The 15,936-nt window shown below is 38.8% G+C and carries 13 protein-coding genes and 1 riboswitch; of the genes, 3 read left to right on the forward strand and 10 right to left on the reverse strand.

The features are described from left to right. Nucleotides 1-221 precede the first annotated feature (221 nt). Complete coding sequence (locus ACYSN2_RS08000; protein WP_461749728.1) at nt 222-1,532, reverse strand: ferredoxin reductase family protein; 1,311 nt, start codon at nt 1,530-1,532, stop codon at nt 222-224. A 578-nt stretch (nt 1,533-2,110) separates the two neighbouring features. On the opposite strand from ACYSN2_RS08000, the gene ACYSN2_RS08005 reads away from it, so the two are divergent. Then, complete coding sequence (locus tag ACYSN2_RS08005; RefSeq protein WP_461749729.1) at nt 2,111-2,803, forward strand: class I SAM-dependent methyltransferase; 693 nt, start codon at nt 2,111-2,113, stop codon at nt 2,801-2,803. Nucleotides 2,804-3,240: 437 nt separating this feature from the next. Here the strand turns inward: ACYSN2_RS08005 and ACYSN2_RS08010 are convergent, their stop codons facing one another. The 4 genes from ACYSN2_RS08010 to ACYSN2_RS08025 form a co-directional block, all read right to left on the reverse strand. Further along, a complete protein-coding gene (locus tag ACYSN2_RS08010; RefSeq protein WP_461749730.1) occupies nt 3,241-4,290 on the reverse strand; it encodes a ThiF family adenylyltransferase in 1,050 nt (349 codons plus the stop codon). A 505-nt stretch (nt 4,291-4,795) separates the two neighbouring features. Beyond that, nucleotides 4,796-5,566, reverse strand: coding sequence for a thiazole synthase (locus ACYSN2_RS08015; protein WP_461749731.1), 771 nt, complete (start codon nt 5,564-5,566; stop codon nt 4,796-4,798). Between the two features lies 1 nt (nt 5,567). Next, nucleotides 5,568-5,777, reverse strand: a complete 210-nt coding sequence (gene thiS / locus ACYSN2_RS08020; RefSeq protein WP_461749732.1) for a sulfur carrier protein ThiS — start codon at nt 5,775-5,777, stop codon at nt 5,568-5,570. A 240-nt stretch (nt 5,778-6,017) separates the two neighbouring features. Beyond that, complete coding sequence (locus ACYSN2_RS08025) at nt 6,018-6,665, reverse strand: thiamine phosphate synthase (RefSeq protein ID WP_461749733.1); 648 nt, start codon at nt 6,663-6,665, stop codon at nt 6,018-6,020. Nucleotides 6,666-6,719: 54 nt separating this feature from the next. Further along, nucleotides 6,720-6,828, reverse strand: a riboswitch (TPP riboswitch). A gap of 556 nt (nt 6,829-7,384) precedes the next feature. Here ACYSN2_RS08025 and ACYSN2_RS08030 point away from each other — a divergent pair. Together ACYSN2_RS08030 and ACYSN2_RS08035 are read left to right on the forward strand one after the other, a co-directional pair. Next, a complete protein-coding gene (locus ACYSN2_RS08030; protein WP_461749734.1) occupies nt 7,385-8,494 on the forward strand; it encodes an extracellular solute-binding protein in 1,110 nt (369 codons plus the stop codon). A gap of 246 nt (nt 8,495-8,740) precedes the next feature. After that, nucleotides 8,741-9,661, forward strand: coding sequence for an AEC family transporter (locus ACYSN2_RS08035; protein ID WP_461749735.1), 921 nt, complete (start codon nt 8,741-8,743; stop codon nt 9,659-9,661). A gap of 210 nt (nt 9,662-9,871) precedes the next feature. Here ACYSN2_RS08035 and ACYSN2_RS08040 read toward each other — a convergent pair whose 3' ends face one another. The 5 genes from ACYSN2_RS08040 to ypfJ all read right to left on the reverse strand — a co-directional run bounded on the left by ACYSN2_RS08040 (nt 9,872) and on the right by ypfJ (nt 15,917). Further along, a complete protein-coding gene (locus tag ACYSN2_RS08040; RefSeq protein WP_461749736.1) occupies nt 9,872-10,993 on the reverse strand; it encodes a sodium-potassium/proton antiporter ChaA in 1,122 nt (373 codons plus the stop codon). A 113-nt stretch (nt 10,994-11,106) separates the two neighbouring features. Continuing rightward, nucleotides 11,107-12,159, reverse strand: coding sequence for a serine endopeptidase (locus ACYSN2_RS08045; protein WP_461749737.1), 1,053 nt, complete (start codon nt 12,157-12,159; stop codon nt 11,107-11,109). Nucleotides 12,160-12,632: 473 nt separating this feature from the next. Beyond that, the gene (gene ispB, locus ACYSN2_RS08050) at nt 12,633-13,607 is read right to left on the reverse strand and encodes an octaprenyl diphosphate synthase (protein WP_461749738.1); all 975 of its coding nucleotides are present in this window, start codon (nt 13,605-13,607) and stop codon (nt 12,633-12,635) included. A 246-nt stretch (nt 13,608-13,853) separates the two neighbouring features. Further along, entirely contained in the window at nt 13,854-14,783 is a 930-nt protein-coding gene (locus tag ACYSN2_RS08055) for a hypothetical protein (protein WP_461749739.1), read from the reverse strand. Between the two features lie 252 nt (nt 14,784-15,035). Further along, nucleotides 15,036-15,917 carry a KPN_02809 family neutral zinc metallopeptidase gene (gene ypfJ, locus ACYSN2_RS08060; protein ID WP_461749740.1) on the reverse strand — a complete coding sequence of 294 codons (882 nt, stop codon included), beginning with the start codon at nt 15,915-15,917 and terminating at the stop codon, nt 15,036-15,038. Nucleotides 15,918-15,936 lie beyond the last annotated feature (19 nt).

Here is a 15,936-nt window from a genome sequence, read left to right on the forward strand (position 1 = left end):
AAAATCAACGTTTAGATAACCTTGATCCGCAAGCAGTTCAATATGTGGAAGATCTACTAAATAATAGACCTCGAAAGGTGTTAGGATATTTAACACCTTATGAGTATTTGGTCAAAAACGTACTTGTTGCGCTTCGTATTTGAATCTGCCATCCTATTGTTTTACGGCTTTCTTCTAATGGCTATTTTCGAGGAAATTTTTAACGCATTTCTAACACATTTCTAACGCATATTAAAATACTCTCGATGAAACTGCTTCGGCACCGATAAACCTTTCCGGCGCATGGTTTTCTCGATCTTTTGGGCAAATGCCGAAGGTCCGCAGAACCAAATGGAAGTATCTTTATCAAGCGTTAAGCTTTCAGGATTTAAAAACCCTTTCTGATCGCTACAATGAATTTTTAGCGTAATGCCACTCGATTTTGCGAGCTTTTCGAGATATTCCGGCACTAAACATTCTTCTAAATAATTTACACAATAGTAGAGCGTAATATTCTGGGATAATTGCTGTCCTTCTAAAGATTCTAGCCAAGCTACAAATGGTGTAATTCCCACGCCTCCGGCAATCCAAATCTGTTTGTGAGTGGAAGCAAGTGGCGAGTTTTCAAATAGGAATTCTCCGTAAGGTCCTTCAATAGTGATGTGATCGCCGGCTTTCCATTCTTTCGGGATTTTCCTCGTGTAATGCCCTAACGCTTTAATGGCAAATCGAATCTCTTGGTTTTGATTCACAACTGATGCAATAGTAAAAGGATGCTTCTCTTTCGAACCTTCATGCTGCACAAAAGCATATTGCCCTGCTTGATGCTTCCAATCCTGATTCAGTTGACAAGTGACGACAGAAATATCTTCCTCTTGTTTCATTTTTGTAATCGTTGCCGTGAATTGTCTCTTTTTCCCAATCAATCCAAACAGAGAAACAATCGAAGCATAACAACCGAACGCAATCAAGATCATAAAGACGATTCCGACAGGTTCTTGCCAATATCTCGCCGGCGCTAACACAATGCCGTGAAAGATTGCGCCTAGAAATAGAATCGGCATTACTTTATGAATCACGCGCCAAATTCGATAAGGAATGCGGTGAATCAATGTAATTACAAGCATTGCGACAAAGAGATAAAAGTAAATTTCCCCCAAATCCTTCGCAAAATCTCGATAATCTTCCAGCATCATCAGTTTACTACTCGGAACTTTTGGCCCTTTTTCGAAGAAGGTTTGTAACATTCCCTTACTCAGCTTAATTCCATAATGCAGCACAACCGCAAGTATGGCGATAATCCCCAACCATTTATGTACATAATAAGTTTTATCGAGCCCATGGAAAATCTTTTCCAAAAATTTCGAGCGAATGGCTAAGAGCATAATCAAGCTCATCGATATTAAGATGATTACGCCGGTAAGATTAATCAATTCTTTCCGCCATAACCAAATACTCCAATCGCTCGCTGAATATGCAAATACCGAATCCATTGCCCATAACAAAATGGAAAACAGTAGAACGCCCCAGATAATTTTTTTCTCTCTACTCATAATTTTGACTCTTTTTATTGTTTGTTATGAAAAGCTTTATGATTCATCAATACATACAATCATGATAAAACCTTGCTCTATTGCAGGTTTATGCCATTCCAATCAGTAACCTATCAATACATACAACTCTTATTAATATTTGAAATAATAACAATTATAATATTATTGATGTTAATAGTAGATTTACAATCTTAAGAGATCCTTAAACTTATCCTTATCAAGATGAATTTTTGTCATAAAAACTTATTAAATTTGGTTAATTTAAAAATAATTCATCATAATTTCTATCTTAAAATTTCTAAATTAATTGCGCGAAAATATCACACCTGCTTCTTCCCTAATTCCCAAAACAACCACAGATCAGCAATTACCCCTTTTTAATCAATGAGATAAAATAAACCCTCAAAACCAATAAACATATGTAAAAACAACTAACATACTAAATATTTATGACAAATCATTAATAATAAAAATATTTAACCGTAAATTAAAAATTAAAAGTAGATTTCTAGACAATACTTTGAGATATTAAATAAACCATTGGCAACTTAGGAGTTTTTGTTCACACTAATTACTACATGAATAATTCCCTATATGAAACCAAGCGGCAATCTGTAGAAATTCATGCTGGTCTTGTTTTCACGATTAAATCTCTTTTAAACCAACAGCAGTTTTACGATCCAACCCAAAAAGCAGAACGACTCGGCATTTGTAGCGCTGCATGGCCGATATTCGGAATGCTTTGGCCTTCTAGCATTCAACTAGCGCTTAAATTATTGAAGTATCCGATTCCTAAAGAACATAAAATTCTTGAAATTGGCTGTGGACTTGGAATTGCAAGCCTAACAGCAAAATCCATGGGGTATGACATTACCGCTAGCGATCGACATCCGCTTGCCGGAAAATTTCTAGCGAAGAATACTCTGATTAATAATTTACCAACAATACGGTTTAAACATTCGCAATGGGGCGATGTTCCCATCCCTTCACTTGATGATACAAACGCGCCACTTTTAACTGGCACCTTTCAACACATTATTGCAAGCGATGTACTCTACGAACCTAACGCCGCACTTGAAGTTGCGGAACTCATTGATAAATTTTCAGATCAAGATTGTACAGTTTGGATTATTGATCCTCGCCGAGGTTATCACAACCATTTTACAAGAGCGATGGAGCAATATGGCTTCACCCTCGAAAAGCATGTTCAATTAACAGAACCTGTGAATCACGAAGCTTATCGAGGTCGATTGTTAGTTTATACAAAGTAATTTTCTACTTCATAACAAGGAGGATCTTTTATTTTTATTAGAAACCGTCTTATGAAGTGTTGTAATCGTTAAATGGCATGAGTTTTAGATGTTAGTTGTAAGTTTCATTTTTTCTAGTGAAACTCTCCATTGTCGTTTTATTGATGTTGTAACAAAAGGTAGTACCCATTTTACGATGCACCTTTATAAATTTTTGTTACTAGGTTTAATTACAATATGTTTAATTTTAATAAGTGCTTTACACTTTGTTAGTTTTACAGTTATTTTCAAAAAAGTTTTCATCAAAATGATGAAACTCCTAGCACTTTTCTTAAAGTGTAGATTGATTAAAATCTAAAAAAGATCCCCAAAAGCAGTTCTTTTGGGGATTTTCTTATTCAAAATTTTTCTATCCTAAAACTCTCATCATTTTTCGATTAATGTTTATGAATCATCCATCACACCAATGATTCATAAATCTTTACCGCAGATTCAATATCTGCCACATCATAGACAATCCCTCTGCCATCATGAAACAGAATCACACGATTGTTCTCCAAATGGATATTAAGAAAGTAATCATTATATTGATAACGAATACCGGCATTTTCGAGCTTTTCCTTAATTTGCAGAAGATCTAATGGCTCCACTTCTCGAATCATCACAGAACCATTCCCGCAAAGCCGTTGTGCTTCTCGAGTTTTCACATGAAGATCAGGGAATGTCGGGTGCTTTCCGCATGTTGGGCAATCAGGGTCTTTGAGTTTTTCTAGCTGAACATTTTGCAGATGAAAATCCCACAGATCGAGCGTGACTAATGATTCTCTCATTGCCGGTATTTTCGTTAAAGAAGATTCGGCGAAAAACTTCATCGCTTCACTCGTTTGAATGCCGGAGATGATTTGCAAAATAGGCTGAATCACGCCCACAGAACTGCAACTATCTTGTCTTTCTAACGGCAATGATCCTAAAACACAGCGCAGACAAGGCTTCGCGGGTTTGCCTTCTTTATTTGGGAAATTAAAGTTATAACTCATGCCGTAACTTTCAAGCGCCGTTCCGAAAATCCACGGCATTTTTAGCTTATAACACGCATCATTGATCAACATTCGAAGCGTTAAATTATCCGTGCCATCAAGTAATAGATCATGCCCCTGAATCAAGCTCTCAATATTATCCGATGAAACATCGGCAATATGTGTATGAATCTCAATGCCGGAATTAATGGCTTCTAAATGATTTTTCAGCGCAATCACTTTTGGCAGAGAACATTTTGCATCTTGTTCAGTAAAGAGCGTTTGCCGTTGTAAGTTTGAAGCTTCCACAAAATCCCGATCAATCAATGTCAGCGTTCCAAATCCGGCTCTTGCTAATGTTTCCGCATGTTGCGAACCCAAAGCACCACAACCTAAAATTACGACTTTCGCATTCTGAAATGCTTGAACGCCGGCATTACCGATCTTATGAAATCTCGCTAACCGGCTATAACGATCGTTAAATATATCCATGATAAGTTTCCATGAAAAATCCTTATTTAAAGAGTTTTTATTTAATATGGTGGAATAAGGAATACAATTTTAAAGCTAACAATGATGAAGCGATGTTCTGCGGGCACGCTCTTGTGAAAAACATGCAAACTTTCCCTCCCGCCACACATCAGCTCTAATATCATAAAATCAATTTAAGAAAACTCATTGATAAACAGAAGTTGAATTATCGCTGGCTCGAATGCTTGCAAGATTTTATCAATCAAGCGCCCGCATGAAGAGAATCTCGCTTCTCAACATGAAACTATTTCGCAAAAATGTGCTTCTGAATAGATACCATCATTTCGGTTTAAAAATCTCAAAAGGACGATTCTCGCTGGCGCGGGATATTCAGAAGAATGCAAGCTTTCGATCCAGCCACGCATCAGCTCTTATTACGTCATCTCTGACATCATTCCTCAAAACTCAGCATTAATAGATAACGCCGAGTTTTTTGAAGGTCAATATCGTTCTATTCATCCAATAATCAGCTTGTGATTAATCCTGTTAATGGACTACTTGCTGTTGCCGTAGTTTTAATCGGCATGCGTTTAGCTTCATACGATAAGCGCCCTGCCTTTGTGGCAAGATTCATCGCTAAACTCATTTTGATCGGATCTTCACTATACGCAACCGCACTATTCATCAATACGCCATCGGCGCCAAGTTCCATTGCAAATGCCGCATCCTTCGGACTTCCAAGTCCGGCATCAACGATCACCGGCACGGTTGCTTGCTCAATAATATGGCGAAGATTGATGGGATTAATAATCCCAAGCCCGCTTCCAATCGGCGAAGCGCCCGGCATAATTGCGTGGCAACCAAGCTCCTGCAATCGGCGAGCAAGCACCACATCATCGGAAGTATAAACTAACACCGTCATGCCTTCCGCTAAGAGCATTTCTGTGGCACGAAGCGTTTCCACAGGATCTGGTAACAATGTTTTCGGGCAACCAATAATTTCTACTTTGATCATGTCGCAAAGCCCTGAAGCATGTGCAAGCTTCGCCGTTCTTACCGCTTCTTCTGCGGTATTTGCACCAGCAGTATTCGGCAATAATTTATATTTTGAAAGGTCTAACGCTTCCAATAAATCCGGCTGATTTTCATCAAAGATATTCATACGGCGCACCGCAAATGTGAGCACTTCCGTTTCACTCGCTTCTACGGCACCTTTCTGCTCTTCAAAATTACGATACTTCCCTGTTCCCAAAAACAGACGTGAATTAAATTCAAAATTTCCTATTTTTAACGTCATATTAACCACCACCTACAAAATGTACGATTTCAAACTGATCACCCGAACCAATAATGGTTGTCGCATAATCTTCCTTTTTTACGACTTCACGATTTTTCTCTACGATAAAAAATCGGCGTTTGGTAAGCTCCAAATGCGCTATCAATTTTCCTACGGTATCAATTGATATTGCTAGCTCTAACGGCTCGCCATTCACAATAATATTCATCATTATTCAACTCCTTTAAATAATGGAATGTCTGTTTTTTTCGATCTGAATTTTTGAACTATTTTTCAATCTTTAAATGCTTCGATTCTTCAAGATTTTCCAAAAAATACGCTAAAAATCTACGATTAAAAAACTGATCTTTCATTGCGGGCGCTTGATTACTAAAAGCATGCAAGCATTCTCTCCCGCCATTAATCAGCCTTTTTAGTATTCCAATCTCAATCCCAATCTATTTCCATTTTTCTACCGAGAATTCTTCCCACAATACTCATCCATTTTTTCTCGCAATAACTTCGCACGAGAACGACCAAGTTCAATATCGAACTGATGATTTGTGACAGGAAACAGTGCCGACATTATCGCTGTGCCGGCAACAAAAGGGAGAACTTCCGCAATGCTTTCGCTATTGATTCCGCCGATAGCAATGAGCTTTCCACCATTTTGGGTGGCAATTTCGCCGGCTTCTTTTAAAACATCTATGCCGAGCGCAGGATAGCTCTTCTCACTGGTTCGGAAAATATGCCCTAAATAGCCATAATCATATTTTGGTAATTCTCTTTCAATGGCTCGCAAAGAATGAAACGATCGACCGAACTTCATTGCCGGAAACGCATCTTGCAACCTAGAAAGGTTTAAGCTTTTTTCAGTTAAATGAGTTCTTGGAATGCCGTAAGCATGGGCGATATCAGCTCGATCATTGATAATAAACTTCTCAAGCGAAAGCCCTTTTTCGGCAATGCGCTCAATCAATAATCCCAGCGCTCGGCTCGAACGAGATTTTTCCCGAAGCTGAACAAAATCCACATACGGCAATATCGCTTCGATCATCAGAACGAAGTTATCATCAGGGATATCGGGAAGATCACGAGTCACTGCGTGTAAAATAGTCATATATTCTCCATTGCAGAGAAAGTGAGACGCACAGCACAAGTGTCAAATTTGTATCGTAACGATTCGCCACTTTCCTCCGCTAGTATTAACTAGATCAGGTCATAAGAGTCCCGAAGTTACACTTCAATCTCAGCTGTTTTCAACAGCACCTCTAGGGGAATAACAATAAGCTCAGAGTATAAGAGATATAATTTTTCTCGGCAAGTTCCTTTTGAGGGCGATCAATATCCTTACGATTTCATAATGATTCCAGCGCTCGAAATATCCTAAAATGCCGTAAAATTTCCTTATCTCTCTTTTTTATGTTAAAAACACGAATAGATTTTTAAAATATTTATGAAAAATTATTTAAAAGATTTAAAAAAAACAGAGATCACCGTTTAAGATTTCCCAACTCATATTTTCTTACTTATATTATTTATATAAGTAAATTACAAACTTATAAGTTTACAAATTCATCAGGCTTCAATGAATGTCACTAAACTCCATTGAACTCCTTTCCTTTCAATAAGTTAAAATACTGTATTACAATCCTTTAATGCTCCTTTTCTTATCCATTAAAGTGACAATGAATTTCAAATCTTAAACAAGTATTTAGAAATGTGATCATTTTTCCTATTCTATTTTTATAAATTTCTTTATCTGATGTGATTTAAGATACGATTTATAAAAATAAGGATTTTATTCCCTCTTTCACATACTTTAGGAGGTTTTTCATAATGGGTTTCATTCGTCTTTTTAGTGCATTTATTGCGTTTTCCGCCATTTTCCAACTCTCTACATCCATTTCTATAGCGCAAGAAAAACAGCGAGAACTTAAAATTTATAATTGGGTTTCTTATATTGATAAAGAGCTCATTGCTGAATTTACCGAACAAACCGGCATTCGTGTAATCAGTGATGCATTTGATAGCAATCAGACATTATTAGCGAAAACGCTTACCGGCAATTCTGGTTATGACATCGTGGTACCTTCTGATTTTGCCGTAACCTATTTGATGGAAGCGGATCAACTTCTAAAGCTTGATCTGAATAAAATCCCCAACTACAAAAATCTTTGGCCGAAAGCTTTAGAGATGCTCAATACCTTTGAAGGAATTAATGATTATGCGATTCCTTATTTCTGGGGAACGACCGGTATTGGCTTTGATGCAAAGAAAATTGCTGAAATCGCACCCGATGCGCCAATGGATTCATTAGCCATAATGCTTGATCCTCAATATGCAAAACAGATTGCTGAATGTGGGATTTATATGCTCGATAGCCCCGCAGAAACAGTACCGATCCTCAACATGTATTTAGGACAAGATCCAGAATCTACCTCAAAAGAGGATTTGGCGAATGTTGAAAAAATGATGGCAGAAATTCGCCCGTATATTAAGAAATTCCATTCTTCAGAATATATCAGCGCTGTTGCAAATGGCGATATTTGCCTTGCATTAGGTTGGTCTGGAGATTTCTTTATTGCGAAAAATAGCGCTATTGAAGCCGGTCGTGATAATGATATTCAATATGCCATTCCAAAAGAAGGTTCTATCGTTTGGTTTGATGAAATGGTCATTTTAAAAAATGCGCAAAACGTAGATGAAGCCTATGAATTTATCAATTTCATGCTGGATGCTCAAAATAGTGCAAGAGCTTCGAATAAGATCATGTTCCCTACAGCCAATGAAGCTTCTTTTGAATTCCTAAACTCAGAATTAAGAGATAATCCGATTCTCTTTCCATCTGAAGAATCTTTAGAGAATACTCACATTAAACGCCCTTATTCAATGCCGGCACAAAAAGCGATTACACGTATGTGGCTCAAAATAAAAAGTGGCAGATAACGCTGTAGAGAATCTCAGCTAAAGCTTTAATCCCTATTTTCATCAAAACCTCATTCCGATCAAAAATGAGGTTTTTTATAAATAAATCAAAATTTTATACTTTAAGGAAACTTTAAGGAGATGCTTCTTTCAATCACAATTCAGCTTTCCTTATAGCAATTAGAGTAATAACCCATTTTATACGCTATATTCACTCATACGTTGATAGATTCTCTTTGTAGATATTTTCTTTGCAGGTATTTTGCTATGTTTGAAACACTTCTTTCTGTAATTCCCATCTTTGGGCTTGTGATGACGGGCTTTATTGCGAAACGTCTACTTCCAAGCCATGAGCTTTGGAAAGGGATTGAAGGATTAGTCTATTATCTCTTTTTTCCGATATTACTGATTTTAGAGATTTCAAAAGCAAATTTTGATCAGCCGGGATTATTCGGTGCGCTGATGGCGACCTTTCTCGCGACATTAGCTGTGAGTGGACTCGCTTTTGTGATTAAGCGATTTTTTACTATCGAAAACACGCTGTTCACTTCCATCTTTCAAGGTGGAACTCGCTATAACTCTTATGTATTTTTAGCACTTTCCCAATCGTTATTTGGTAGTGCCGGCATTGTGATTGCCGGTGTTTTCATGGCATATATGATTATCATCATCAATATTCTCTGCATTATGGTTTTGAATATTTACGGCAATAACCCGAGTGGCAAAAAGAGCTTCATCGGCATTATTATTGCGTTATTTAAAAACCCGTTGATTGTCGGCGCGCTATTAGGATTAATCGCTAACTTTTTTCAGATCTCATTTTCAGGTCCTATAAAACAGTGGATGTTTTATCTCGGAAGCTCCGCAACACCGTTGAGTTTAATGGCAGTTGGTGCGGGATTAATCATTATGATGGATATGAAGAAACTCAGCGGTGTCTGCTTAGCCATCGTTCTGAAGCTTCTCATTTTGCCATTCTTAACCATTCTATTTCTCTACTGCTTTAATATCTCCGGCATTCCCGCCGGCGTTGCCCTTCTCTTTGCAACCATGCCATCTGCCGGCAATGCCTATATTCTCTCAAGACAAATGGGCGGAGATTCCGATGCAATGGCTTCGATGATTACTTGGAGCACGCTGTTATCCATTATTACCATTCCACTCATTATGGGTGGATTTGGGTTTTAGAGAACTTTTAAAGAACATTATCAACAGACATAAAAAAGGACTTCAATGACATTACTGAAGTCCCTTTTTTATAGTGGAATCGATTTAAAAATCTTTCATTATGGCAATATCAGCTGATGCATAGTTGGTTCGAATGCTTGCATGCTTTTCAAAATCTCGTGCCAGCGGTATTGATCCTTTTAAGATGATTAAACAGAAATGACTATCACCTTAACTTCCCAGCAACAACATCAAATACGCGCCGAAAATCACTAAATGTGCAACGCCATCGACTTTGTTGGTTCTTCCGCTATCAAAGGTTGCTTGGCAGAGAACGAATAGTCCAGCGAGAAGTACCACATCTGTGATCGGTAAACCTAGAATGATTTCGTGTCCTGTCATCAGCGAGATCATTACAACTGCCGGAACCGTGAGAGAAATCGTCGCTAATACCGAGCCGAAAAACATATTCACTGCTCGTTGCAAATCATTACGTAAAACTGCGCGCATTGCGCCCAATCCTTCTGGTGCAAAGATGAGGATTGCGACGATTAATCCCGTTAATGCTTTTGGCGCATTGAGGTTGGTTAAGAGCGATTCTAACGGCATTGAATCCACTTTTGTAATCGCCACAACCGACACTAAATGAATCACAAGCCAAATTCCATGCCATAAATTAGAATGCTTAGAAGGCACGCCTTGATCGTGCTGATCTCGGTCTTCATGCTCATAAATGAACAGGCTTTGATGCGTTCTTGTCTGAATCACAAGGAAAACGGCATAAAGAGATGCCGATAACATCGCCACAAAAATCAGCTGTCCGCTACTATACGTTCCGCCGGTCATAAAGCTCGGCACGATCAAAACCACCAAAACGAGTGGAATAATCGCCGTCGTATATTGCGTAACGCCGGCAAGATTCACGTGTTGCGTTTTAAATTTACGTCCGCCAAGCAGAAGCGCAACGCCGACAAATCCACTGATCACAAGCATAATTAATGAATAGAGCGTATCTCGCATTAACGTTGCGTAAGGATCCACTTCTCCCGGCGCAAGATCGGTGCTTGAGGACATTACCGCCGTAATTAAGCTTACTTCTAAAATGACTACCGACAAACTCAAAATCAGCGAGCCGTAAGGCTCTCCCAATCTATGAGCGAAAATATCCGCATGTCTTACCACACTAAATGCGCTATAGAGAATTGCCACAAGCGAAATGAGGTTAATCACAATCAAAAACGGCGTCGATTTTGTACCACCAAAAAACAGGTCAAAACTAATGACCGCAATCGCCAGCAGAACTGCATATTCCTTATGCCTTGTGCCTTTTAGCTTAAAGCCAACATCACTCATTTAATAACTCCCTTTAATTTATATCGTTCTATTTTTACTATTTAATTTATCTAATGACTTCTTATCTGTTTTTGATTTGGCTTGTTTTGATTTGTTTGATATTTCATTCATACCTATTCATCAACAACGCTATTGGCATCTTTCTTGCCACATGAAGCACAAAAATTGAGAAACGCATTTTTACGAACATGACAATGCGAACAGCGTTGGAAAAGATTAATACCGCAATGTGGGCAGTAATCAATTGCCGGATTTCGATAGTTAATGCCTCTTTCGCAAGATGGACAGAGCGATTTATCAATGCGCTGTAAAACAAAACTGTAATTGAGCATCTTTCGGCGTTCATTATCGCTGACGGATTCTTCCGCTTTTTGTCTTTCCCGATAGCGATTAAATCCTCGAATCGCATAATATCCGCCGGCGCCGGTCACGATAATTCCCACACCAAACCGAACATAACCGCCGTAACTGGGAAGATACGGCACTAATTCAAAGAAGAAAGCGAACATCGCAAAGAAGATAAAACCCCAACTGAAAGGCCAATATTTCCCTTTCCGGCGTTTCACAAATAACCACGTTGCAAACAGCAATAACGGCAAAGTAATGGCTAGTCGAATGAGAAATTCATAGAGCTGAGATTTCTCATAAGCCTTGTAATAATCATTTGATGCTTCTGTTTCTAAATTGTAGATTTGCGAACGAACTTCTGAAATTTGATGATTATATTGTTGTAAGGAAATCTGCAATTCTGAATATTTCGCTTCCACCACAGAAACGCTATTTTTCAGAAGTTCTAATTGTTCGGTACGAGTAATAAGCTCAGAATCTCTTTCAGGATCTAAGGTTGCGGTACGAGTTTTAAGCCAGTTCTCAAAGACATCTTTGCGATTTTGATAATTCAATCTCTCAAGCGCAACTTGTTCACTCAAAATCGAGGCTTCTTGACGCAAGATTTCTTGCTCTTGAATGAGCTTATTAAGCGTCTTATCGGTATTCTCATATGCCGGTTCAGGATAGAAATCCCGCATCACTAACGGCTCGCTCATCAACGGCAAATCCTGAATAATTTTGCCACCTAAGCCAATTAAAAAGGAAGCAAATAAGATCGCAATTAACCACAGAAGACGATTAAACCACTTTTCCGTTCTACGCCGAGATTTTCCCATGAGATTCCTCTTTTCAAAGCATCATTATTCGATCTATTAATTATCGTTTGTATCTGTGGTTTTTGATACTACTTTTGTCAATAAAGTTTTAAATAGCATTTTGAAAGGGATTTTAGATTAATGGCTGTTAATCGTTTTGTCATTTTGTCGTTTTATACCATTTGCAGCAGAACCACGGCGGGAGGGAATGCGTGCATACTTCTATCAATCACTCGCCCGCAGTTGGTCATTTCGTTTTACTTAAAACTCTAAAAAGCACGAATCCTGCTGGCACAAGATTGACAAAAAACTGCAAATATTCGCCCCAGCGATAAATCAGCCTCCTTTTGAGAAAGAAATCCCTCTTACAGAAAACTTGCCGGCAAGTTTATTCCCAGCAATGAAAAAGGATAGTGAATTCACTATCCTTTTCAATCTGCCACTAACCTGAGATTCCGGTAAATACCGAGAAATGCCGGCAATCTAATAATTCATTAGTGTTTACGAATTACCGCATAATTTGCTAATGTTTTTAGCGCTTCTTTATATGGCGATTCAGGAAGCGGGTTTAAGGCTTCGATGGCTAATTCTGCTTGTTTTACCGCAACGTTATGCGTGTAATCTAATGATTTTGTGCGTTCAACGACTTCTAAGATTGATGCGAGTTTTGAGATGTCGGCATTCACTAATGCATCTTTAATCAATTCCGCTTCTTCCGCTGTTCCTGCACGCATTGCGTAGATTAGTGGTAATGTTGGCTTACCTTCGGCTAAGTCATCGCCGGTGTTTTTGCCCATCTCTTCGCTACTTGCAGAATAATCTAAAATATCATCGACAAGTTGGAATGCCGTTCCTAAATACATGCCGTAAGTCGCAAGCGCTTCAGCGAAATCTTCTCCGCCCGCTTCTCTTGTTAAAATGCCGGCAGTTGCACCTGATGCTTCAAAGAGTTTCGCCGTTTTGGAATAGATCACGTTCATGTAATTCTCTTCCGTTGTATCTGGATCGCCGATATTCATCAATTGCATCACTTCGCCTTCGGCAATGATGTTCGTTGCATCTGAAAGAACATTCATGATATCCATTGAATTCAGGCTCACCATCATTTGGAAGGAACGAGTATAGATAAAGTCGCCGACTAATACCGCCGCTTCATTGCCCCAAAGTTCATTCGCTGTTTCACGGCCACGGCGCATATCAGAATGATCAACAACATCATCATGAAGTAACGTTGCCGTATGAATAAATTCAATGAGCGCTGCTGCCGTAATATGCCCTTCGCCTTGATAACCCGCAGCACGCGCCGCAAGAAGCGTAATCAATGGTCTAATGCGCTTTCCACCGGATGAAACAATATATTGTCCCACTTGATTGATCAACACGACATCGGAATGAAGAGCAGATAAAATCTTCTGATTTACTGCAGCGAAATCATCTTTTGCTAGCGTTTGAACGGCTTCTATAGACATTGAATGAATACCTTAAAATGTAAAATAAAACGGGTTACGAAAGGATGAAAACGCTTTCAAATGGCTTTCATCACGCTCAATATGGTCACTATTATAATGCTTATTTATGACAAAGGTAGCCTTCTTTCCATCTTCCCAAACAAAAACCTCAGCTTTCAAGGGCTGAGGTTTTATTGAATGAACATCTTTTACAAAAAAAGCGATTAATACACAATTTTTATTCTATGAATAAGATCACTGCTCTTATTATTGTTGCAGATATTTCGCATCCGCATCAGGACGATTTTGATAGCTGATTTCCGGCAATAGTTTATCGTTCACTTTCGTCAGCTGATTACAGATTCTGCCGTAAAAACGATAGCTCGTGTCATAGCACTGCGTTACTGCCCAAAGCTTTGGCATGGATTGATGTAGTTCTTTAATTTCTGCTTCTACATGCGCTTTTTCCGCAAAGATCGTTTGATAAGAAGCATTCGCTTCAAGGGCTGCCGGCAATGATGCTTGTAAACGAGCGTCTAATTCCTTGCCACTTAACTTTTCAGCACTAAGTTCTTTCTTCGTATCTTTCTCGATATCGCTTGCTAACCCTGCTAAGTCTTTCGTTAAGATTTCAAAATTTGCATCTAATTCCACATTTTTTTGCAGATCACGCTCATATTGCTTAATAAGATTTTTCACATGTTTATCGAGCGCTTTATCATTCAGCGCCATCAACGTACCATCGGCTTGTTGATAGAATCCCGGCATCGCTTCTTTGCTATTGGCAAATAGCGCCGTATGCGTTAAAACAGATTGCGAATTATCCCAAATGCCGACAAATTTCGGGAGATTTTCCTCCACAATGTTCCAATTGCCCTTCTCTTCAGAAGCAATCACGGTGGAGTTAAACGGTTCTGAATCTTCCCCATTTAACGGCGTGTAAATTTGAATATCGCCAAAATTTGTCAAATATTGATAACGTCCATCACGATATTTAAACATTCCTTCAATATCGTAAATCGATAATGTGTCATTAATCGGAGAAACAGATTTAATACGGCTATTGGTAATTTCAATGCCGGAATCCGCCGTTCTTAATTTCTTAAGCGCTTCCACATCTGGTCCATTTGGCTGACATGCGGCTAAAAACAGTGCCGATCCCGCCACCAATAACGTTTTTTTCAAAGGATTGTTCATATCTATTTGCTCCGACTTAGATAAAAATTCATGCTGTATCAAAATGAATTTCTACAATTTTATAGAGTGAGTTTTATATCGTTTCATACTTAATTTAGAAATCAATATAACAGAATTTTTACGAAATATTACGTCTGAGATGACGTCTGTGAAAATTTCTATTGTTGCTTTAACAATTCATTCTGTCTATTCATCTATCTAATATTATTCATTTTTCAAAGAACATTGAATCATACGTGTGTACAAACGCTTTTAACGCGCTGAAAACGTATCGCAAGCGGCTATTGAACCGCTATTAAATCCTCGCATGAACCATTCTTGTCGCTCTTTAGAAGTGCCGTGTGTAAAGCTATCCGGCACCACAACACCGCGAGATTGCTTCTGTAAACGATCATCGCCAATTGCTGCTGCCGTATTCATGGCTTCGGCAATATCATTTTTCTCTAATAAATTTTGATCTTCAATAGATTTTCCCCAAATGCCGGCAAAGCAATCGGCTTGTAGCTCAAGTTTTACCGATAACTTATTCGCTTGAACCTTGCTCATTCTTGCTTGTTCTTGACGGACTTTGGTGCTAATTCCTAATAAGTTTTGAACGTGATGCCCGACTTCATGAGCGATCACATATCCTTGTGCGAAATCGCCTCCGCCACCTAAGTTTTGCTTCATATCTTGGTAGAAGCTGAGATCAAGATAGACTTTCTCATCAGCAGGACAATAGAAAGGTCCCATTGCCGATTCGCCGTAACCGCAAGCGGTATTCGTTACGCTGTTATAAATCACTAAAGTCGGCTCACGATAACGCATCTGATTCTCTCTAAAACGAGGAATCCACAGATCTTCTGTTTTCGCCAAAGCCACAGAAGTAAATGCCGCCATTTCGGCTTCTTCACGAGTTTCCTTGTAGGGCACTGTTTGCGTTTGCCCTAAAGGAAGCTCGCCATTTAAGATTGGTGTTAAATCAAAACCAAAATATCCTGCGGCAATAATAATGACTAAAATCGCAAGTCCACTTTTACCTTTCAGTTGCATGGGAATTCCGGCACTTCTTCCGCCACTTCTACGATTTGGTTGATTTCGTTGTCCTCGGCGATCTTCTACATTTTGACTTCGGCGTTCATTTTCCCAGCGCATGGTAATTATCTCTCTTAAT

The organism is Ignatzschineria sp. LJL83 (assembly GCF_054871845.1).

Excerpts from the sequence above, each read along its gene's own strand:
- ACYSN2_RS08000 (WP_461749728.1), bottom strand. The coding sequence starts at position 1,532 with ATGAGTAGAGAGAAAAAAATTATCTGGGGCGTTCTACTGTTTTCCATT.
- ACYSN2_RS08005 (WP_461749729.1), top strand. The coding sequence starts at position 2,111 with ATGAATAATTCCCTATATGAAACCAAGCGGCAATCTGTAGAAATTCAT.
- ACYSN2_RS08010 (WP_461749730.1), bottom strand. The coding sequence starts at position 4,290 with ATGGATATATTTAACGATCGTTATAGCCGGTTAGCGAGATTTCATAAG.
- ACYSN2_RS08015 (WP_461749731.1), bottom strand. The coding sequence starts at position 5,566 with ATGACGTTAAAAATAGGAAATTTTGAATTTAATTCACGTCTGTTTTTG.
- thiS (WP_461749732.1), bottom strand. The coding sequence starts at position 5,777 with ATGATGAATATTATTGTGAATGGCGAGCCGTTAGAGCTAGCAATATCA.
- ACYSN2_RS08025 (WP_461749733.1), bottom strand. The coding sequence starts at position 6,665 with ATGACTATTTTACACGCAGTGACTCGTGATCTTCCCGATATCCCTGAT.
- ACYSN2_RS08030 (WP_461749734.1), top strand. The coding sequence starts at position 7,385 with ATGGGTTTCATTCGTCTTTTTAGTGCATTTATTGCGTTTTCCGCCATT.
- ACYSN2_RS08035 (WP_461749735.1), top strand. The coding sequence starts at position 8,741 with ATGTTTGAAACACTTCTTTCTGTAATTCCCATCTTTGGGCTTGTGATG.
- ACYSN2_RS08040 (WP_461749736.1), bottom strand. The coding sequence starts at position 10,993 with ATGAGTGATGTTGGCTTTAAGCTAAAAGGCACAAGGCATAAGGAATAT.
- ACYSN2_RS08045 (WP_461749737.1), bottom strand. The coding sequence starts at position 12,159 with ATGGGAAAATCTCGGCGTAGAACGGAAAAGTGGTTTAATCGTCTTCTG.
- ispB (WP_461749738.1), bottom strand. The coding sequence starts at position 13,607 with ATGTCTATAGAAGCCGTTCAAACGCTAGCAAAAGATGATTTCGCTGCA.
- ACYSN2_RS08055 (WP_461749739.1), bottom strand. The coding sequence starts at position 14,783 with ATGAACAATCCTTTGAAAAAAACGTTATTGGTGGCGGGATCGGCACTG.
- ypfJ (WP_461749740.1), bottom strand. The coding sequence starts at position 15,917 with ATGCGCTGGGAAAATGAACGCCGAAGTCAAAATGTAGAAGATCGCCGA.